Annotated in this window: 15 protein-coding genes; 6 read left to right on the top strand and 9 right to left on the bottom strand. The window is 71.5% G+C overall.

From position 1 onward, the window contains the following. Positions 1-444 precede the first annotated feature (444 nt). On the bottom strand, positions 445-960 hold the full coding sequence (locus tag LUZ64_RS29525) for a DUF6817 domain-containing protein (protein ID WP_095579234.1): 516 nt from the start codon (positions 958-960) through the stop codon (positions 445-447). Between the two features lie 288 nt (positions 961-1,248). On the opposite strand from LUZ64_RS29525, the gene LUZ64_RS29520 reads away from it, so the two are divergent. The 3 genes from LUZ64_RS29520 (at position 1,249) to LUZ64_RS29510 (ending at position 3,580) form a co-directional block, all read left to right on the top strand. Then, entirely contained in the window at positions 1,249-1,893 is a 645-nt protein-coding gene (locus LUZ64_RS29520) for a leishmanolysin-related zinc metalloendopeptidase (protein WP_095579235.1), read from the top strand. 84 nt (positions 1,894-1,977) lie between these two features. Further along, positions 1,978-2,262, top strand: a complete 285-nt coding sequence (locus LUZ64_RS29515) for a hypothetical protein (protein ID WP_143593023.1) — start codon at positions 1,978-1,980, stop codon at positions 2,260-2,262. A 295-nt stretch (positions 2,263-2,557) separates the two neighbouring features. Next, positions 2,558-3,580, top strand: a complete 1,023-nt coding sequence (locus LUZ64_RS29510; RefSeq protein WP_095579237.1) for an endonuclease/exonuclease/phosphatase family protein — start codon at positions 2,558-2,560, stop codon at positions 3,578-3,580. 62 nt (positions 3,581-3,642) lie between these two features. Here LUZ64_RS29510 and LUZ64_RS29505 read toward each other — a convergent pair whose 3' ends face one another. The 4 genes from LUZ64_RS29505 to LUZ64_RS29485 form a co-directional block, all read right to left on the bottom strand. Further along, a complete protein-coding gene (locus LUZ64_RS29505) occupies positions 3,643-4,965 on the bottom strand; it encodes a cytochrome P450 (protein WP_095579246.1) in 1,323 nt (440 codons plus the stop codon). A gap of 308 nt (positions 4,966-5,273) precedes the next feature. Beyond that, the gene (locus tag LUZ64_RS29500) at positions 5,274-6,281 is read right to left on the bottom strand and encodes a terpene synthase family protein (RefSeq protein ID WP_095579238.1); all 1,008 of its coding nucleotides are present in this window, start codon (positions 6,279-6,281) and stop codon (positions 5,274-5,276) included. 3 nt (positions 6,282-6,284) lie between these two features. Next, complete coding sequence (locus LUZ64_RS29490; RefSeq protein WP_095579239.1) at positions 6,285-7,310, bottom strand: terpene synthase family protein; 1,026 nt, start codon at positions 7,308-7,310, stop codon at positions 6,285-6,287. After that, on the bottom strand, positions 7,307-8,404 hold the full coding sequence (locus LUZ64_RS29485) for a polyprenyl synthetase family protein (RefSeq protein ID WP_095579240.1): 1,098 nt from the start codon (positions 8,402-8,404) through the stop codon (positions 7,307-7,309). The genes LUZ64_RS29490 and LUZ64_RS29485 overlap by 4 nt, the downstream gene beginning before the upstream one ends. 282 nt (positions 8,405-8,686) lie before the next feature. On the opposite strand from LUZ64_RS29485, the gene LUZ64_RS29480 reads away from it, so the two are divergent. Next, the gene (locus LUZ64_RS29480; RefSeq protein ID WP_095579241.1) at positions 8,687-9,424 is read left to right on the top strand and encodes a hypothetical protein; all 738 of its coding nucleotides are present in this window, start codon (positions 8,687-8,689) and stop codon (positions 9,422-9,424) included. Between the two features lie 34 nt (positions 9,425-9,458). On the opposite strand, the gene LUZ64_RS29475 is transcribed toward LUZ64_RS29480, so the two are convergent. Continuing rightward, positions 9,459-10,349, bottom strand: a complete 891-nt coding sequence (locus LUZ64_RS29475; protein ID WP_095579242.1) for a serine hydrolase — start codon at positions 10,347-10,349, stop codon at positions 9,459-9,461. After that, positions 10,346-11,302, bottom strand: coding sequence for a LysR family transcriptional regulator (locus LUZ64_RS29470; RefSeq protein WP_095579243.1), 957 nt, complete (start codon positions 11,300-11,302; stop codon positions 10,346-10,348). The genes LUZ64_RS29475 and LUZ64_RS29470 overlap by 4 nt, the downstream gene beginning before the upstream one ends. Positions 11,303-11,387: 85 nt before the next feature. On the opposite strand from LUZ64_RS29470, the gene LUZ64_RS29465 reads away from it, so the two are divergent. Further along, on the top strand, positions 11,388-13,064 hold the full coding sequence (locus LUZ64_RS29465) for a penicillin-binding transpeptidase domain-containing protein (RefSeq protein ID WP_095579244.1): 1,677 nt from the start codon (positions 11,388-11,390) through the stop codon (positions 13,062-13,064). A gap of 169 nt (positions 13,065-13,233) precedes the next feature. After that, positions 13,234-14,169 carry a class A beta-lactamase gene (gene bla / locus LUZ64_RS29460; RefSeq protein WP_095579245.1) on the top strand — a complete coding sequence of 312 codons (936 nt, stop codon included), beginning with the start codon at positions 13,234-13,236 and terminating at the stop codon, positions 14,167-14,169. Positions 14,170-14,300: 131 nt separating this feature from the next. Here bla and LUZ64_RS29455 read toward each other — a convergent pair whose 3' ends face one another. Together LUZ64_RS29455 and LUZ64_RS29450 are read right to left on the bottom strand one after the other, a co-directional pair. Next, the gene (locus LUZ64_RS29455; protein ID WP_276522614.1) at positions 14,301-15,302 is read right to left on the bottom strand and encodes an alpha/beta hydrolase; all 1,002 of its coding nucleotides are present in this window, start codon (positions 15,300-15,302) and stop codon (positions 14,301-14,303) included. A 67-nt stretch (positions 15,303-15,369) separates the two neighbouring features. Then, complete coding sequence (locus LUZ64_RS29450) at positions 15,370-16,389, bottom strand: LGFP repeat-containing protein (protein WP_232398968.1); 1,020 nt, start codon at positions 16,387-16,389, stop codon at positions 15,370-15,372. Positions 16,390-16,493: the final 104 nt, after the last annotated feature.

Raw genomic sequence — 16,493 nt, 5'->3', positions numbered from 1 at the left:
CCAAGCGACCCCGCAATTGTTAGCGGCGCGAAATCCCCCTGGCAAAGATGTGACCTACTACCCCCCATCGTTCACACCAGCCCACACCACCCCCACCCAAACGCCCGACATGTCCGATTTCGGGGGTTACGGAAACCACTACCCCCACTCGTACGTGACCTGGGTCCCATGCCCCACCTCACACCCCACCCACCCCCAGTCACCGCACACTCATCCACAGTGACCGGGAACGGTCCTCCCCCCGGGACCGCAGAGATCTCGTCCAGACAAGAGCGGAATCGGAAGGGAAGGGCCCCTCATCGAAGAATCCCTTTGCCGCAGACACGTCGGCCACCGGCTACCGGTCGTCAGAGCCCTCCCGCCGGTGCGGCCTGGAGAGGCTCAGGGCGGAGCGGAATTCGAGGGGGCCGTCTCCCGCTCTGGCTTACTTCCGGCACCGGCCTGTCAGCCGGCCTGGCCCAGCACGATGTGGCAGTGCACCCGGGCCGGCTCCGACAGCAGTGGGTGCCACCGGGTGAACAGGTCGAGGAACGCCGCACCGTGGCGGGCGCGGTACGCCGGGCTGATCGCGACGATGTCCAGTTCGTTCGCGACGGTCAACTCGGCGAAGTCCCTGCGTGTCGTGAGACCCGGTCGCAGTCGTTCCCCGGTGAACCGGTCGGTGAACGGGCCCGCGTCATCGGTCAGCCCGGGGTAGGAGGCCCCGCGGTCGCAAGAGGCGTAGAAGTACACGAGCGCCTCGGCCTCGGCTCCGATCGCTTCGGCCAGCTCCGCCCTCCGTCCCAGGTCCAGCAGCGCGACCGCGAACCCGTCGGTCCCGTAGAAGGCGTGACACAGTCCGGCCGCCACCAGCGCGGGCCGGGCGTTCCAGGACGAAAGGAGGGCGCTGACACGCTCCAGGTGCGCCAGCAGAGTGCCACCGGGGTGCTCGATCCCCGCGGCTCCGCCCGCCCGCAGCATCGCCAATGCTTTCTCGGTCACCTTGAGCTCACCCTCTCTCCCTCGCCGTTCCCGGACGTCCGGTTACGTTCCCGCGGTGGCACCGCGCGAACCGGCTGTGCCGGGCCAGGCCACCGGTACGAGACGCGGCAGCGGGTGGCGGCCGGAGGCTCGGGGCCGCGACCACCGGCTCGCAAGCCGTGTGTTGGGCATGGCCGTGCGGCCGGTCACCGGCCGCCTGGCCTCCCGGCCCTCCCCCGGGTTGATACGTGGGCGAGGGAGGTCAACGGCAGGATCATCGACGACCTGTTGATCCGGGCCGAGGGCACGTCCATCGACGGACCGGGAGTCATCCTGGGACAGGCAGGGTCGGGGCTGCTCAGGCCGCCCGGCGGGCCCGGGGAGTTCCTTCCCGCGACGGGCGTCATGTCCTTCGACACGGATGATCTGGCCAGCATGCAGACCAAGGGCACGCTGGTGGACGTGATCACCCACGAGATGGGGCACGTCATCGGCCTCATCACCTCGCCCGCACGGAAGAAGGGGCTGGTCAAGGGCATCGGCGGCGACAATCCCGTCTTCCGCGGCCAGCAGGCCCAGGAGGAGTGCAGGAAGCTGAGGGACGCGGACGAGCTCAAACCGGTGCCGGTGGAGAACGAAGGGCAGCCGGGCACGCGCGACGCGCACTGGCGGGAGAAGGTGTTCGCCAACGAGCTGATGACCGGGTTCGTCAAACAAGCACCCAATCCGCTGAGCCGCCTGACGGTGGGCGGCCTCCAGGACCTCGGCTACGTGGTCGACCTGGACGCTGCCGACGACTACAGCCTGCCCAGCCTCCTGGCACTCGCCGAGGAGGGCGAGCTGCGGACGCACATCGCCCCCATCGACGTCGGCATCGTGCTCCCCACCATCCCGACCGTGCTGCCCTCGGACAGCCTGGTCACCGCGGCATGAGGAAGCTACTCCCCGATGAGCCGTGAGCGGAAGCATCACGCGAGGAACGGGCGCGGGGCCGCGCCGGACGAAGGAGAACCGTACGTGGTCCTGCGGCCGGACGTCACCGTCCTGGGAGCCGAGGCGCTCGTCCCCCGTGACAACGTACGGCCCGCGCCCAACCGGTTCAGCCACGTCCTCGAACAGGACCAGCCGTACTGGTTCGACCGGGCCGAGCCGCATCCGCGCCCCGACGGGACCCTGGCCGCGGGGACATCCGTGGTCGTCCTCCGCGAGGAGGGCGAGCGCTGCCGGGTGGTCACCGGCAGCGGCCTGTACGTCTCCGTCGACCGGGCTAGCGTGGGGAGGCTTTCCCACGGCGACGGGTGACGCGACGACAGACGGTCCGGGACGCCGCCGAGGCGACCCGACGCGGTGGACTGACCGGTGACGGATCAGTGACGGACCAGTGACGGACCGGTGACGGACCGGTGACGGCCCGGTGGCCGAAGGACGCCGCGGCCCCCTGCGGGCAGCGGCCGGCAGGCGTGCGTCCGTCCCGCTGGCAGCCGGTACCCCCTCGGCTTACTGTGAAAACAACTGTGGCGGCTGCACATCGCGCTCTACCCGGGCCGCGCAAAGGACGCCCCCGAGCGGATCCGCCGCCGGAAGGGTGGGTGTTCCCATGGCCTCCCTCTATATCTCCTGGTGGAACGTGGAGAACCTCTTCGACGAGGAGAACTCCCCGCGCCGCAGCGAGAAACTCGCCCGTGTCCTGGCCGGCGACATACAGGGCTGGACGCCGGAGCTACGGGACCGGAAGATCAGTCAGCTGGCGTCGGTGATCGCGAAGATGAACGACGGCAAGGGCCCGGATCTGCTGGGCGTGTGCGAGATCGAGAACGAATTCGTGATGCGCGGCCTGATCGACGCGATCACGGTGCTGCTGCCGAACCGCTCCTACGACGTGGCACACGCCGACACCTCGGACCAGCGAGGCATCGACGTCGCGTTCATCTTCGACTCGACGCTCTTCACCGCGCCTGCCGAAGAACAGTTCCAGCATGTGGTGATGCGCCGCACCGGAACACGGGAGCTCTTCCAGGTGAACTTCCACACCGCTGAGGGACTTACCTGGGCGGTGTTCGGCAATCACTGGCCTTCGCGCCGAGGCGGGCACCTGGAATCGGAGGGCTACCGGGCGGTGGCCGGCGAGACGCTCTCCTTCTTCCACGAGCGGGTCCTCGAAGTGCACGGAGCGAAAACCCCGGTGCTGGCCATGGGCGACTTCAACGACGAGCCGTTCGACGTCTCACTGACGCGGCACGCGCTCAGCACCCGTCAGCGCGAGAAGGTCATGAACGCCACCGAGGCACCGCTGCTGTGGAACCTGATGTGGCCGGTGGAGGGCGTCGACGAACACCGCGCCGAGGCCGGAGGCACGGGCACTCGGCTGCCCTCGGGCACCCTGTACTTCGACGGGTTCGCCAACGTCTTCGACCAGTTCCTGGTCAACAAGAACATGCTCAAGGCCGGCGCCGCCCTGCGTGCCGATCCGGACTCCGTTCACATCGTCACGCAGCCGCCCGAGATGATCAGTACGGGGAAATACCCCGCTCCCGTGCTGTTCGGCGGAATGGGGAAGCCGGTCAACATGAACGGCTTCTCCGACCACTACCCCATCGGCATGCGGGTTCACCTCGCCTGAGCCGTACCAGCCCGTACGTTCCGGCCCAGCCCAGCCCAGCCCGGCCCGGCCCGGCCGGAAATCTACCCCCTGGCCCTCGGGCTCACGTTCATCCGGATGTCGTCGGCCGCCCAGAGCACGAACCTCTCGACCGGGATCACCTCGTGTCCCGGCGCGTGCCGGAACCGGAAACGCTTGAGCAGCAGGGCCAGGACCAGCTCGGCCTCGGCCATGGCCAGGCCGGCGCCCTCACAGCCGCGCGGCCCGATCCCGAAGGGCACGTACGCCAGTCTCGGCCGCCCGGCCTCCTCTTCCGGGGTGAACCGCTCGGGGACGAACTTCTCCGGCTCGGGCCAGTGGTCGGGGTTCATGTGGACGGCCCAGAACGGATAGAAGATCGTCGTCCCGGCCGGGAGGTCGTAGTCGCCCACGGTGACGGCCTCGGTGGTCTCCCGCGCCCCGTACGGGCCGGGCGGGTACAGCCGCATCGATTCCTTGAGGACCATTTCGAGGTACGTGAGGCGCATCAGGTCGGCGTACTCGGGCGCCACGCGGTCACCGAGTACGCGGTCCAGTTCGTCGGTGACGCGTTCCGCCACCTCGGGGTGGCGGCCCAGCAGATGCAGGGTCCACGAGACGGCCACTCCGGTCGTGTGATGGGCGGCCAGCATCGTCACCATGACGGTGTCACGGATCCGCGCGGGCCGTTCACCGGCCTCGATGAGCGCCCCGATGAGATCGCTCCGGTCCGTACGGCCGCCGGAGCGGTGTGCCGCGACCACCCGGTCGACCGTCGCGCGCAACAAGGCGAGGGCTCCCTCGGCCCGCCGGGCGCGTTCCTCCCGCGTGCCCGGGACCGGCACGCCGTAGAGCCGCCCCAGGTATTCGGTGAGTACGCCCTCGAACGCGGTGACGACGCCGTCCGGGTCCGTGACGCCACCGCCCAGGGCGTACTCGCAGATCATCCGCAGGGACAGCCCGGTCAGATCCTTCTGCAGCTCTACGGGCCCGTGGCCGGCCTGTTCCGCCCAGCGGTCGGCGAGCGCCGTCGCCAGCGCGGTGAACCGCGGGAAGTGCCGCTCGTGGGAAGGCCGCCCGGCCAGAACCGACAGCATCAGCCGCCGCCACGGCGTGTGCTCGTCGGCCGGCAGCACCTGGAGGTTGCCCGCCTCGCACAGCGGCTCCAGGAACTGGAACAGCCGCTCCGGCCTCTTGTCGATGCCGGCCGTGGCCTCCAGCAGCACGGGGTCGGCGACCGATACGACCGTCTCCGCGCCCGGCAGCTGGAAGCGCACTACGGGCCCGTACTCGGCGTGCAGCCGCAACTGGTAATGGTGAAGGCCACCCGCTGCCGCGACAGCGCCGATCCCGCCGTCCTCCTGGGGCTCGGGGCCGGGAATGTTCATGACCATTTCCTCCTCGCTGACAGCCCGACACGCAGGGCGACGAACAAAGCCTCCCTGTGCACAACGACGACCGGGCGCCGTGAATGCCGGGCTCGTCGCGGGCAACCGGACGAGGCGGCTCGACGAACCGCTGAGCAGTTCCCGCACGGCGGCGCGGCGCACGGTTCGGTCCGTGCGCCGCGCTGTGGCCCCTGGCAGGGGTGTGGTGTTGTGCTGTCCTCGGAGGTCAAGGCCGGGGTGTGGCCGAGAAGCGCCCACCGGCCGGGTGCGGCGGGGAGGGTATGTGGGTGCCGGGCCGCAGATCTCCTTCACGAGCCGGTCGGGAGCATGTACTCGTCCACCCAGTCACCGCCGACCGTGTAGCGCCGGGCGTCCCGGTAGTAGACCTCGATTCCGCTCACGACGAGTGCCAGGTGCTCGACGTACCTCCGTACGTCCGCCTGCCGGGTGCCGAAGTCGGGCAGGTCGTCGGCCAGGGCGGTGAACTCCGCGACATCCGCGTCGTGGATGCGCCGCAGCTCCGCCCAGGCGTCGTCCTCGCTCCTGCCCTCGTGCTGGAGCAGCAGGACGAGGTTGACGGTGTCCGCGGCCTCCTCGGGTCTGGCGGACTCCTTCCGGTAGGAATAGGCGTCGTTCTGCCAGATCGAGATGCGTGTCAGCGCGCGTTCGATGCGCCGGATGACCGGGTGGTCCGTGACCCCGGGAGGCAACGGCAGGTCGAGCTCCATCTCGACCATCCGCAGGCTCGGGAATATGGCAATGGTGTGGAGCCGGAAGTCCCGTGCCTCGGCCACGGTCGGCATCCGGCGTGCGCGACGGAAGGCGGCTTCGGGCTCCAGTCCCTTGCGGAAGTAGCCGTCGATCGCGGCCGCATAGCGGTCCAGCCACCGTTCCGGCATCAACGGAGCGCACATCGTCCGCAGTTCGGCCGCCTGGCGGAGTATCGGTGGGTCCGCCGGGCGGGGACGGGCCCCTCGCAGCAGGTCCACGCAGCGGTCCCGGAGGTCCACGAGTTCCGAGGCGTCGCACAGCCCGTAGAAGTCGTCGAACGCGGTCAGCCAGAGGAAGAACAGGTTGCAGGCCGCCGCCCGCTCGTAGGAGGCCGGATTCGGGTAGGCGAGGGACGCGCAGCGGCAGAGCTCCTGTCGTACGTAGCGCTCCCGCCCGTCCTCGCTGATATGGGTCAGCTCGGCGCACCACCGCCGGTACGCGGCGCGGGTGCGGTCGGCGTACGGGCAGATGCCGCCGTAGTAGCGGTCCGGCAGCCGGAATCCGTCCGGCGGCAGGTGCGGGAGCCGTGCGTCGGGACGCGGCATCTCTCACTCCTCGGGCTGGTACGCGGTCCGGTCGGGCCCCAGGGTGACCGTCCCGGCTTCGATGGGCCGGCCGATGAAGGCGGTGGTGCCGTGGTAGCGGGGGGCGAAGCGGGCCTGGGCGAGGTTGCCGGAGACGACGTGTTCCAGTGCGGTCAGGTAGCGGCGTACGTCGGGGCCGGCGGCGTCGGCGGAGGCGCGCAGGAGGGCGGCCACCCGGTGCTCCCGGGTGGCGACCAGGGACACCAGGCGGTCGACGGACTCCTGGAGTTCGGTCCCCGAACGGGTCAGCACGCAGACCGCGTTGATGTGGTCGCCCGCGAAGTGCTCCGCGCGGAAGGAGAACAGGTCGTTGGCGAACAGCAAGTGCTCGGCGCAGGCCAGGTGCAGGGGGCGCAGGGCCGCACGGGTCTCCTGGTCCAGGGCGACGCCGGCGGCGTACTCGGTCAGCACGAAGTACACCCAGGCGGCCAGGCTCTGTTCCGTCCTGAGGCGTACGTAGCCGTCGAAGTCGAGCGCGACCGTGCCGGACCGGGCGGCCGTCTCGGCGTCGCAGCCACGGCTGAAGTCGTGGACGGCCGCGGTCAGCCGACACCGTTGTTCCGGGGGCATGCGGCGGCTCATGTCGTCCCGGATGCCGGCCAGTGCCGTGCCGTGAGGTGTGGTCGGGGGGCGGCCGTCGAGGACCCGGAGGCTGTCGTCGAGGGCGGGCTTCGCCTGTCGCCGGTTCGTCGTGCCGGCGGACAGGAACAGGTCGTCGAAGGCGAAGAGGAAGGAAGTGAGCCGCGAGAGGTCGTGGAAGCGCTCGTCGTCGGTGGCGGGGTAGCAGACCGAGGTCCACAGGGTGCTGCGGTGGGAGAGGAACCGTTCCCGTTCGTGGGCCGTGGCGAAGGGGTAGTGGGCGCGCAGCCATTGGTCGTGGGCCTGTTCGAGGCGGGCGGTGCGGGGGTGCCGGCCGAGGGAGAGGAGCCGGGGCAGCCGGGCGAGGCGGTAGCGCGCGCCGGGGGCGATGTGCGGGGCGGCGGTGGTCATGCGCGGCGTCCGGTGAGGGCGTGCGCGGTACGGCGCAGGGCGTCGGCGACCGCCGGTGGCAGCGGGACCCGGTCCAGGGCCCGCAGCGCCTGCCGGCGACGCTCCCCGATCAGTCGCTCGACCTCCCGCAGCGCCCCGGACTCCCGCATGACGGCGCGGACTCGGCGGGCGCCGTCCTCGTCGAGGTCCGGTCGGCCGACCAGAGATCTCAGGCGGTCCCGCCGGCAGGGGTCGGCCCGGGCCAGGGCGACGGCCAGCAGGACGGTCTGCTTGCCCGTACGCAGGTCGTCCAGGACGGACTTGCCCGTGACCGCCGGATCGCCGTACACCCCGAGGATGTCGTCGCGCAATTGGAACGCCTCGCCGAGCGGCAGGGCGTAGGCGGAGAGGGCGGCGGTGCGCGCGGGCGCGGTCCCGGCGAGGGCGGCGCCGAGGTGGAGCGGGCGTTCCACGGTGTACTTCGCGGTTTTGTACCGCACGATCCGCAGGGCCCGGCCGAGGTCGGCCGTCGGACGGCCGGTGGCGGTCAGGTCGAGGTACTGCCCGTACATCACCTCCCACCGCATCGTGTCCACCACGCCCCGGGCGGCCGCGAGCCGGCCGGGCGGCAGGCCCGCCGTGTGCAGGAGTTCATCCGACCACGCGTGGGCCAGGTCGCCGAGCAGGATCGCGGCGTGCGTCCCGAACCGGTCCGCGTCGCCGCGCCCCACGTGCCGGGCGGCCAGCGCGCGATGTACGGACGGGGCGCCGCGCCGGGTGTCGGAGCCGTCCATGATGTCGTCGTGGATCATCGCGAACGCGTGGAACATCTCCAGCGACGCCGCGGCCCGCACCACCGGCAGGGGAGGCCGCGGCGGGGGAGGTGCCGCCGCCTCCCCCGCCGCGTACCAGCCGAGCGCGCACAGCAAGGGCCGCAGCCGCTTGCCGCCGTCGAGCACGAAGTCCCGGATCAGCGACGTCACTTCGCCGGGGAGGTCCTGGGCCGCCGCGGCCCGCGCCCGGCCGTCCAGGAACCCCGCCAGCTCCGCGTCGATCCGGAGCCGGAGGCCGGCCAGGTCGATCGGCTCTGTGACGGCCGTGGCGCAGGCTGTCATGGCAGCACCTCGCGTCTGTCGGCAGGACGGGCGGGAACCGGAGCCGGACGTCCGGCGACCCGGCGGTACTGAGGTACAGCCGTTCGAACCCGAAGGTAAGGAGCCCCGCCGCCCTCGACCAGCCGTGTTCAGGTCATTCGCGGGCCTCCCGGGACCCCTCGGACACGCCCCAGGGACCCGTAGATCCGATCAGGCCGGTTTCCCGCTTGTTCGGCCCCGGCCCCGCGGGAACGCTGTTGGCCCTCACCCTGGCATATGCATGCCTTCGAGGAGGGAACAGCCATGCCTTTCAGACACACCGCCGCCGGCACGCTCGTCACCGCTCTCGTACTCCTGGCCGCGCCCACGCCCCCGGCCGCGACCGCCGCGGCTCTCCCGGCCGGCTGCACCAGCGGCGCCCTGCCGACCGGCGGCGTCCACCTCGTGTGCACCCAGGGCGTACCCGCCGGTACGACGCTCAGCGGCACCGACCAGGCGGACATCATCGAAGTCGAGGGCGGCGTGTTCAGCAGCACGATCGACGGCGGCGACGGCGACGACATCATCCGTCTCACCTACTTCCGCGTACCCGGGTATGACAAGGCGAGCCGTCTCGACGGAGGAAGCGGCAACGACACCATCTCGGTCGGGAAGCTGGCCGGCCCCCTCCGTGGCGGCCCCGGTGCGGACGAGATCACCGTGGACGGGACGCCCCCCGTGGAATCCCGCCTTCCCAAGCCCGCCACCGTCCACGGGGACGAGGGCGACGACACCATCCGCGTCGGGGCGATCGGCATCGGCGACGGGGCGCGCGCCACCTACCTCAGCGGGGGCGCCGGAGCCGATCTCATCGAGGTGCCGTCCGCCGGGCAGGACGGATACGCCACGGTCTCCGGGGACGACGACGATGACGTCATCCAGGGACCGGGCGCCACACAGGTCGTCCTCGGCCCGTACGGGACCGTCGACGGCGGTGAAGGCGACAACACCTGCCGCACCGACAACAACGCGGGCGGCACGGTCACCCGCTGCCGGAGCTAGGCGCCGCGGGCCCGAGCCGGTTACGGGCCTTCGGTCAGCCGCGGCCGGCCCGGAGCGCGTCGACGGCGATGCGGGCCGCGGCGCCGATGACCGCGTCGGCCGGCGGCAGGACGGCGGCGGGGCTGGCGGCGCGGGTGAACACCGCCACGGCGTAGCGACCGCCGTCGGGGTACTCGACGACGCCGACTTCGTTGCGGACGGTGGGCAGGCTCCCGGTCTTACCGGCGACGTGGACGTCGTCGAAGGGGAAGCCGGAGGCCAGGCGGTGGGGCCAGACCTGAAGTCCCAGCAGACGGCGCATCGCGGCGGTGTGTTCGGGGGCGCAGGCCTCGTCCCGCCAGATGGCGGTGAGCAGGCGGGTCATGTCGCGCGGGGTGCTGCGATTGGTGGCCGCGGGGTCGAGCACGCGGAGTCCGGCGATGACCCGGGGGTCGGCGAGCGCCTCGGGGCCGCCAGGTCCGGTGTCCTCCTTGAGGAGGGTGAGGAATTCCCGGAAGGTGTGGACGGCACGGGTGCGGGTGAGGCCCAGGCGCCGCGTGGTGTGGTTGACGGCGTCCAGGCCGACGCGTTCGAGGATGAGGTCGGCGGCGGTGTTGTCGCTGACGGCCATCATCAGATACGCGGCGTCGCGCAGGGAGAGGCGGACGTCGTCGAGCATCGCGGCGAGTCCGGTGGGGCCCGGGGTGCGGTCGCGCGGTGGGCACGTGATCTGCTCGGAGAGGTCGAGCCGGCCCGCCTCCGCCTGCTGGTGGAGGGCGACGAGCAGGCAGAGCTTGTGGACGCTGGCGGTGACGACCGGCTGGTCGGCGCCCGCGTCGAGCTGGTCTCCGGAGTCGATGTCGACGGCGTGGAGCCAGCCGGTGACGCCGGCTTCGGCGAAGGCGGCGCGGACGCGGCCACGGGTGCGCGCCTTGTTCTCGGTCATATCCAGTACTCCGCCGCGGGACGCAGGTGCAGGGGGGTGGGAGGCAGGTCGCCACCTGCCGTGGCGGTGGCGGCGAGGGCCTCGGTGACGGTGTCGGCGAAGGCGAGGGCGGCGGCGTCGCCACGCCCCCTGGGCCAGGCCGCGGAGTGCCGCAGGGTCAGCGGGGCGCCGGTGAGCGGGCGCCAGATGATGTCCGGGTCCTGGGCGGGGTGGGCGTCCCGTGAGGTGAAGGCGACGGCGCGGGAGGAGAGGATCAGGCCGCGGGTGAAGCTGGAGCCCTGGCCGTGCCGCACCGCGGCGGGCGTGTAGCCGTGCCGGGCGCAGGTGGTCAGGAGGTCGTCGTGCACGGCCGGTGCCTGGGCACGGGGGAAGAGGATCAGGTCGTACCCGGTGAGGGCGGTGAGCGGGACCGTTCCGGAGCGGGCGGCGGGGGCGTCACGGAGCAGCAGCACGCCCAGCTCGTGGCGCTGGACGGGGCCGAGCTCCAGGCCGGCGACGTCGCAGGGGTGCCGGATGAGCCCCACGTCCAGGTCGTGGGAGGCGAGCCCGGCGAGCTGGTCGGCCGTGGTCAGTTCGTGCAGTTCCAGTTCCACTCCGCCGTGCCGGTCGCGGAAGGCGGCCAGGATCGCGGCGACGGTGTCGCCCGCGAGGTCGGGCGGCAGGGCGGCGCGCAGCAGGCCGGTACGGCCCTCCTGGATGCGGCGGGCCGTCGCCCGCAGCGCCTCGGAGCGTGCCAGTATCTCGCGGGCCTCGTCGAGGAGCAGGGTGCCGCCCTTGGTGATCGTCACCTGGCGGCTGGTGCGCTCGAACAGGCGCACTCCCAGCTCCCGCTCAAGCCGCTGGATGCGCTGCGACAGGGGAGGCTGGGCCATGCCGAGGCGCTGGGCGGCGCGGCCGAAGTGTGACTCTTCTGCAACAGCCACAAAGCACTGTAGGTGGCGTATCAGGTCCACGAGCAGGAACTATATCGCAGATTAATCAATAGGATACCGATATCAATCTTGGACAGACGGGCGAGTGTGCTGCTGTGCTCGGAGCATGCCTTTCCCCCAGCCTCACCGGCGCTCCGGGCGCCGCACCCCTTCCCCGGCGTCGGCGGACGCCCCCGTCACGCGTGCCGGGCGGCGACGCCGCACAGCCCTCCTCACCTCGGCCGCAGCGGTGGCGCTCGCCGCGGCCACCGGCGGGGCGTACGCCGCCGGATGGGGCCCCTTCGCCACCGGCGCGCCCTCCTCCGATCCCGCGGCCCTGACCCAGGCACGCGCGTTCCTCGCCGACTGGGCGGCCGGAAGGCTGACCGAGGCGGGCGGTCGTACCACCAGCCCCGGGCCGGCCGAGAGCACGCTGCGGAACTTCACCGCCGGTCTGGAGATCGGCAAGCCGGTCCTCATCGCCTCGACGGCCACCACCGGGCGGGACGGCACGGTCACCGTGCCCTTCACCGCGAAGATGCCCGTCACCGGCCTGGGCACCTGGACCTACGCCTCGAAGCTCCCGCTGCGCGAGCAACGGGACGGGACGTGGAAGGTGGACTGGGCCCTCTCGCTCGTCCACCCGAAGCTGAACGGCACCGACAAGTTCCGCCTGGAGCGCGGGACCACCGAAGCGGTCGAGGTCAGCGGTCGAGGTGGTGCCCCCTTGTCCGGGCGTACGTATCCCTCGCTGGCGCCGGTCATCGCCCGGCTCGGCAAGGCCGCCGGGGGCGGCCCCCGGGGATCCGTCCAGGTCGTCGACCGCGTGACGGGCGAGGCCAAGGGCACGGTGGCCATCTTCGGCGGCGCACCCGCCCGTACGGCCGACGGACCCGTGCGCACCACCATCGACCCGGTGTGGCAGGCGGCCGCCGAGAAGGCTCTCGCCGCCAAGAGCCAGGGGAAGAACGCCGCCCTCGTCGCCCTGCGCGCCGACACCGGCGAGATCCTCGCCATGGCGAACTCACCGGCCTCCGGATTCAACCGCGCCGTCTCCGGCACCTACGCGCCCGGATCCACCTGGAAGATCGTCACCAGCACCGCGCTGCTGCTCAAGGGCGCCGTCGAGCCCGGCACCGTCGTCGACTGCCCCAAGTACCTCACCGTCGGCAAGCAGTTCCACAACGTGGAGCTGGGCGAGCACAGGGGAGCCACCTTCGCCCAGGACTTCACCGAGTCGTGCAACACCGCATTCATCAGCCTGCGTGACAAGCTCGGTGACCGGGAACCGGCCGACGTGGCCCGGAAGTACTTCGGCATAGGCCAGAAATGGAACATCGGCATCCCTTCCTTCGACGGAGCGGCGCCCGCGACGGGAGACGCGACCGACAAGGCCGCGGCGATGATCGGGCAGGGGAAGGTCCTGGGCAACCCCCTGACCATGGCGTCGGTCACCGCGACCGCGGCCTCCGGAACGTTCCGCCAGCCGACGCTCCTCCCCGGCACTCATGGCACGACCACCACCACGCCGCTCCCCAAGGACGTGACCGACCGGCTGCGCGCCATGATGCGTGCCACGGTCACCGAGGGCACCGCCAAGGGTCTGGCGGACCTGCCCGGCGACGTCGGCGCGAAGACCGGTACCGCCGAGGTCTCGGAACAAGCCCCCAACAACGGCTGGATCGCCGCGCACCGGGGTGGCATAGCCGTCGCCGCCGTCGTGGAGGGCGGCCTCAGCGGCAGCGCCTCCGCCGTACCCCTCGTCCACGACGTGCTGGCCGCCGTGCCCGCCGACCGCTCCTGACAGGCCGCCACCGCCTGCCACCGCCTGCCACCGCCTGCCACCGCCTGCCACCGACCGTCGTCGAAGACCACCGGCCGCCGGCGAAGATCGCCGACTGCCCGCGCGGCGTGCCGTGCGTCCCCGGTCTCCGCTCGCCTGTGCCGGATCACCTACCGAAAGGCGTCGCTCCATGCGCACCAGCACCTCCCCTACGAGGCGCTCCGTCATCGCCACTCTGACCGGTCTCGCGGTCGCCCCTCTCACCGCGTGCCGGACCGGTACGCCCGCCGTGGCGCCGTCGCCCACCGCGTCACATGGCACCGCTCGGGAGGCCGAGCGCGCGTTCGGCGAGCTGGAGCGGACGTACGACGCCCGGCTGGGTGTGTACGCCGTCGACACCGGCAGCGGGCGCGTCGTCGCCCACCGGCCGGACGAGCGCTTCGCCTACGCCTCCGTCTGCAAGGCCTTCCTCGCGGGCGCCGTGCTCAAGAAGAACACGCTCCAGGGGCTCGACCGGCATGTGCGCTACGGCCGTGAGGTTCCGGTCGGCCACTCGCCGGTCACCGGCCGGCACGTCGGCAGCGGCATGACCCTGCGGGAGTTGTGCGATGCCGCCGTCCGATACAGCGACAACGGCGCGGCCAACCTCCTCTTCGACGAACTCGGCGGCCCCAAGGGCTTGCAGGAGGCTCTCGCCGCGATCGGCGACCGCGTCACCAGGGCCGACCGTTACGAGACGGACCTGAGCGAGGCCGCCCCGGGCGATCCCCGCGACACCAGCACCCCTCGGGCCATGGCCGCCGACCTGCGCGCGTTCGTCCTCGGCGACGCCCTCGCCCCGGACGAACGTTCGGCGCTGACCGACTGGCTCAAGCGCAACAACACAGGGGACAAGCTCATCCGCGCGGGGGTCCCGGCCGGCTGGCAGGTGGGCGACAAGACGGGATCGGGGGGCTACGGCGCGCGCAACGACATCGCCGTTCTCTGGCCTCCCCGGGCCGCGCCGATCGTCGTCGCCGTCTTCTCCAGCCGCACCGCCAAGGACGCGAAGGCGGACGACACGCTCATCGCCAAGGCCACCGAGGTCACTGTGAAGGCCCTCGCCCAGGAGGTGAACCCGGCCTGACCGGCGGAGACCGGCTCTACCCGCCGACGCCTGAGGCCGGCCCCCGCCGAACCCTCGGGCGCCGGAGAGGCGCCCGGCCGGGCCGTAGCCCGCCGGGCGCCTCCGTCCGGCCCTGTCCGACCGGGCCCGCGCTACGCCTTGCGCAGCCGGTCGATGATGCCGTCCAGGTCCCGGACGAACAGATCGGCGCGGACCTTGTGACCGCCGGGAACCTCGTGCCAGTCGTGCGGGATGCCGGCCCTGCCGAGGAAGCCGCGGAACTCGCGCTGGGTCTCCAGCACGGCGGTCTCGTTGAACCGGTCCCAGAAGGTCGGCTCGGGGCTGGTGCCCGCGACCATGAAGATCCGCTTGTTGCGGTAGCTCTCGACGCGCTCGCACGGATTGTCCATGCTGACCCTCCGCTGGTCCCACGGCACGCCGTAGACCGTACCGCCGCCCAGTTCGACGGCCGCGGACGAGGCGTTGGCCCAGTGGACCACCCCGCCCTGGAGCCCGCCGGCGGGGCCGCGCAGGCTCGCCGGGCCGGAATGGGAGCTGACCGAGGCGAAGTGGCCCCAGTATTTGGCCGCGTACTTCAGCGCGCCGAAGCCTCCCATCGAGAACCCGGAGACGGCGCGGCCGTCGAATTCGGCGTAGGTCCGGAAGTTCGCGTCGATCCACGGGATCAGCTGGTTGATATGGAAGCTCTCCCAGTTGCGGGGGCCGACGGTCGAGCTGACCGGGTTGGAGTACCAGCCCGCGTGTCCGCCGTCGGGCATCACAACGATGATCGGCTTACCGGCGGTCCAGGCGCGGATGTCGTTGGGCGCGCGGTCGAAGGTGATGAAGTCCTGGTCGGTCCCGCCGCCGTGGAAAAGGTACAGGACGGGGTAGGTGCGGCCGCTGACGTGGTAGTCGTCCGGGAGCAGGACGTTGACGGCCGGCTGCCAGCCGATCTCGGCGGTCTGGAAGCGGTAGTACCACATGCGGGGATCGCCTTCGCCGCGCTGCACAATGCGTAGGCCGAAGCCGTCGTCGGCCGCATTGGCCGCCGAGGCCGTCCCGAGGACGGTGCCGGCGCCGAGGGCCATCGCCGCGGAGGCCCCGCCGACTGCCTTCAGAACGTTCCTCCGGGTGGGGCGGTACTCGCTCAACAGGACCTCCTGGTCGGTGACTGCTCGTCAAGTAGGGGATTCGTCAGGTAAGGGAAGGGACGGCCGGTCAGTTGTTCGTGATCCAGGCGCCCTTGGCCGCGGTCCAGTGGATCGTGACCTTCTGGAACTTCTGCGCCTTGCCGCCGGCCTCGTCCATCTCGTCGGTCACCGGGTAACCGAGCGCCCGCTCGTGCCCGGCGGCGTGGAACGCGTCGTAGATCGCTCCGTGCACGGTGTGCGCACCGGTCTGCGGCGACCACATGAACAGGCCGCGCTCGAAGAACTGGAAGCGACCTCGGGTCCCGTCCGGCGCCTGCGCCGCGTCCGCCTCGTCCATCGTCGGGAAGCCCCAGCGCTGCTCCGAGTTGGTGTCCCAGAACTTCTTCAGGATGTCCCCGTAGATCGCGTAGGCCACATCCGGATGCCAGAGGACGATCCCGTTCTGGAAGAGCTGAAACCTTCCGCCCAGCGCGGCGCTCTCCTCTGCGCGTACCGGCCGGCCGAGCGGCCCGCCCTCACCGCCCAGGCCCGCGTACTTCGCCCCGATCGTGCCGTAGGGCTGGAACGCCTCACCCATCAGCTGGCGCGCGTACCCTTCGGCCTGGGGGTACCGATCCGGATAGGCGGAGCGCTGGACGGCCTGGGCGAGCTCCCCCGCGGTGTCCCAGTCGGGCTCCATCTGCTGGGCCACCTCGAAGAACTTGTTCGCCGCGTAGTCGACGTCGAGGCACTGGTCCGGGTTGCACCACCCCTGTGAGGGCCGCTGCTGGAAGACTCCGAGCGAGTCCCGGTCACCGCAGTTCAGGTTGTTCATCCGGGATTCGACCCAGCCGGTCTCGAAGCCGGCGAGCATCACCTTGTCGGACACGCCTCGGCGCTGGCCGACCTCGTAGACCTTGCGGGTCACGGAGATGTCCCGTTCCGCCGGGATATGGCAGAACATCTCGGCCGTCGCGGAGTGCCCGAGGGGGCCGGGGACGTCCTTCGCGCCCTGTGCCCACGCCGGGCCGGCCAGGGCGGACGCGACCGTGGAGACGAGCAGAACCAGTGTTCCGAATCTCGCGCGCCGTGCTGCTGAGACATGCACGTGCCTGCTCCTTCGTCGGTGTCGTGTGAGGGTCGTGCGAGGAGTGAGCGCGGTCCGGGGACCGAGGGTCCGCAAGGTAGCCACCGGAGCGCCCGGCCAGGCAT

The sequence above is a fragment of the Streptomyces albireticuli genome (assembly GCF_021228125.1).
Taxonomy (GTDB): domain Bacteria; phylum Actinomycetota; class Actinomycetes; order Streptomycetales; family Streptomycetaceae; genus Streptomyces; species Streptomyces albireticuli.
This window is presented reverse-complemented; position numbering and strand designations above follow the sequence as displayed.

Coding starts and splice junctions, on each gene's coding strand:
- LUZ64_RS29485 (WP_095579240.1), bottom strand. CDS start 8,404: ATGACAGCCTGCGCCACGGCCGTCACAGAGCCGATCGACCTGGCCGGC.
- LUZ64_RS29480 (WP_095579241.1), top strand. CDS start 8,687: ATGCCTTTCAGACACACCGCCGCCGGCACGCTCGTCACCGCTCTCGTA.
- LUZ64_RS29500 (WP_095579238.1), bottom strand. CDS start 6,281: ATGCCGCGTCCCGACGCACGGCTCCCGCACCTGCCGCCGGACGGATTC.
- LUZ64_RS29510 (WP_095579237.1), top strand. CDS start 2,558: ATGGCCTCCCTCTATATCTCCTGGTGGAACGTGGAGAACCTCTTCGAC.
- LUZ64_RS29490 (WP_095579239.1), bottom strand. CDS start 7,310: ATGACCACCGCCGCCCCGCACATCGCCCCCGGCGCGCGCTACCGCCTC.
- LUZ64_RS29475 (WP_095579242.1), bottom strand. CDS start 10,349: ATGACCGAGAACAAGGCGCGCACCCGTGGCCGCGTCCGCGCCGCCTTC.
- LUZ64_RS29525 (WP_095579234.1), bottom strand. CDS start 960: ATGCTGCGGGCGGGCGGAGCCGCGGGGATCGAGCACCCCGGTGGCACT.
- LUZ64_RS29505 (WP_095579246.1), bottom strand. CDS start 4,965: ATGAACATTCCCGGCCCCGAGCCCCAGGAGGACGGCGGGATCGGCGCT.
- bla (WP_095579245.1), top strand. CDS start 13,234: ATGCGCACCAGCACCTCCCCTACGAGGCGCTCCGTCATCGCCACTCTG.
- LUZ64_RS29465 (WP_095579244.1), top strand. CDS start 11,388: ATGCCTTTCCCCCAGCCTCACCGGCGCTCCGGGCGCCGCACCCCTTCC.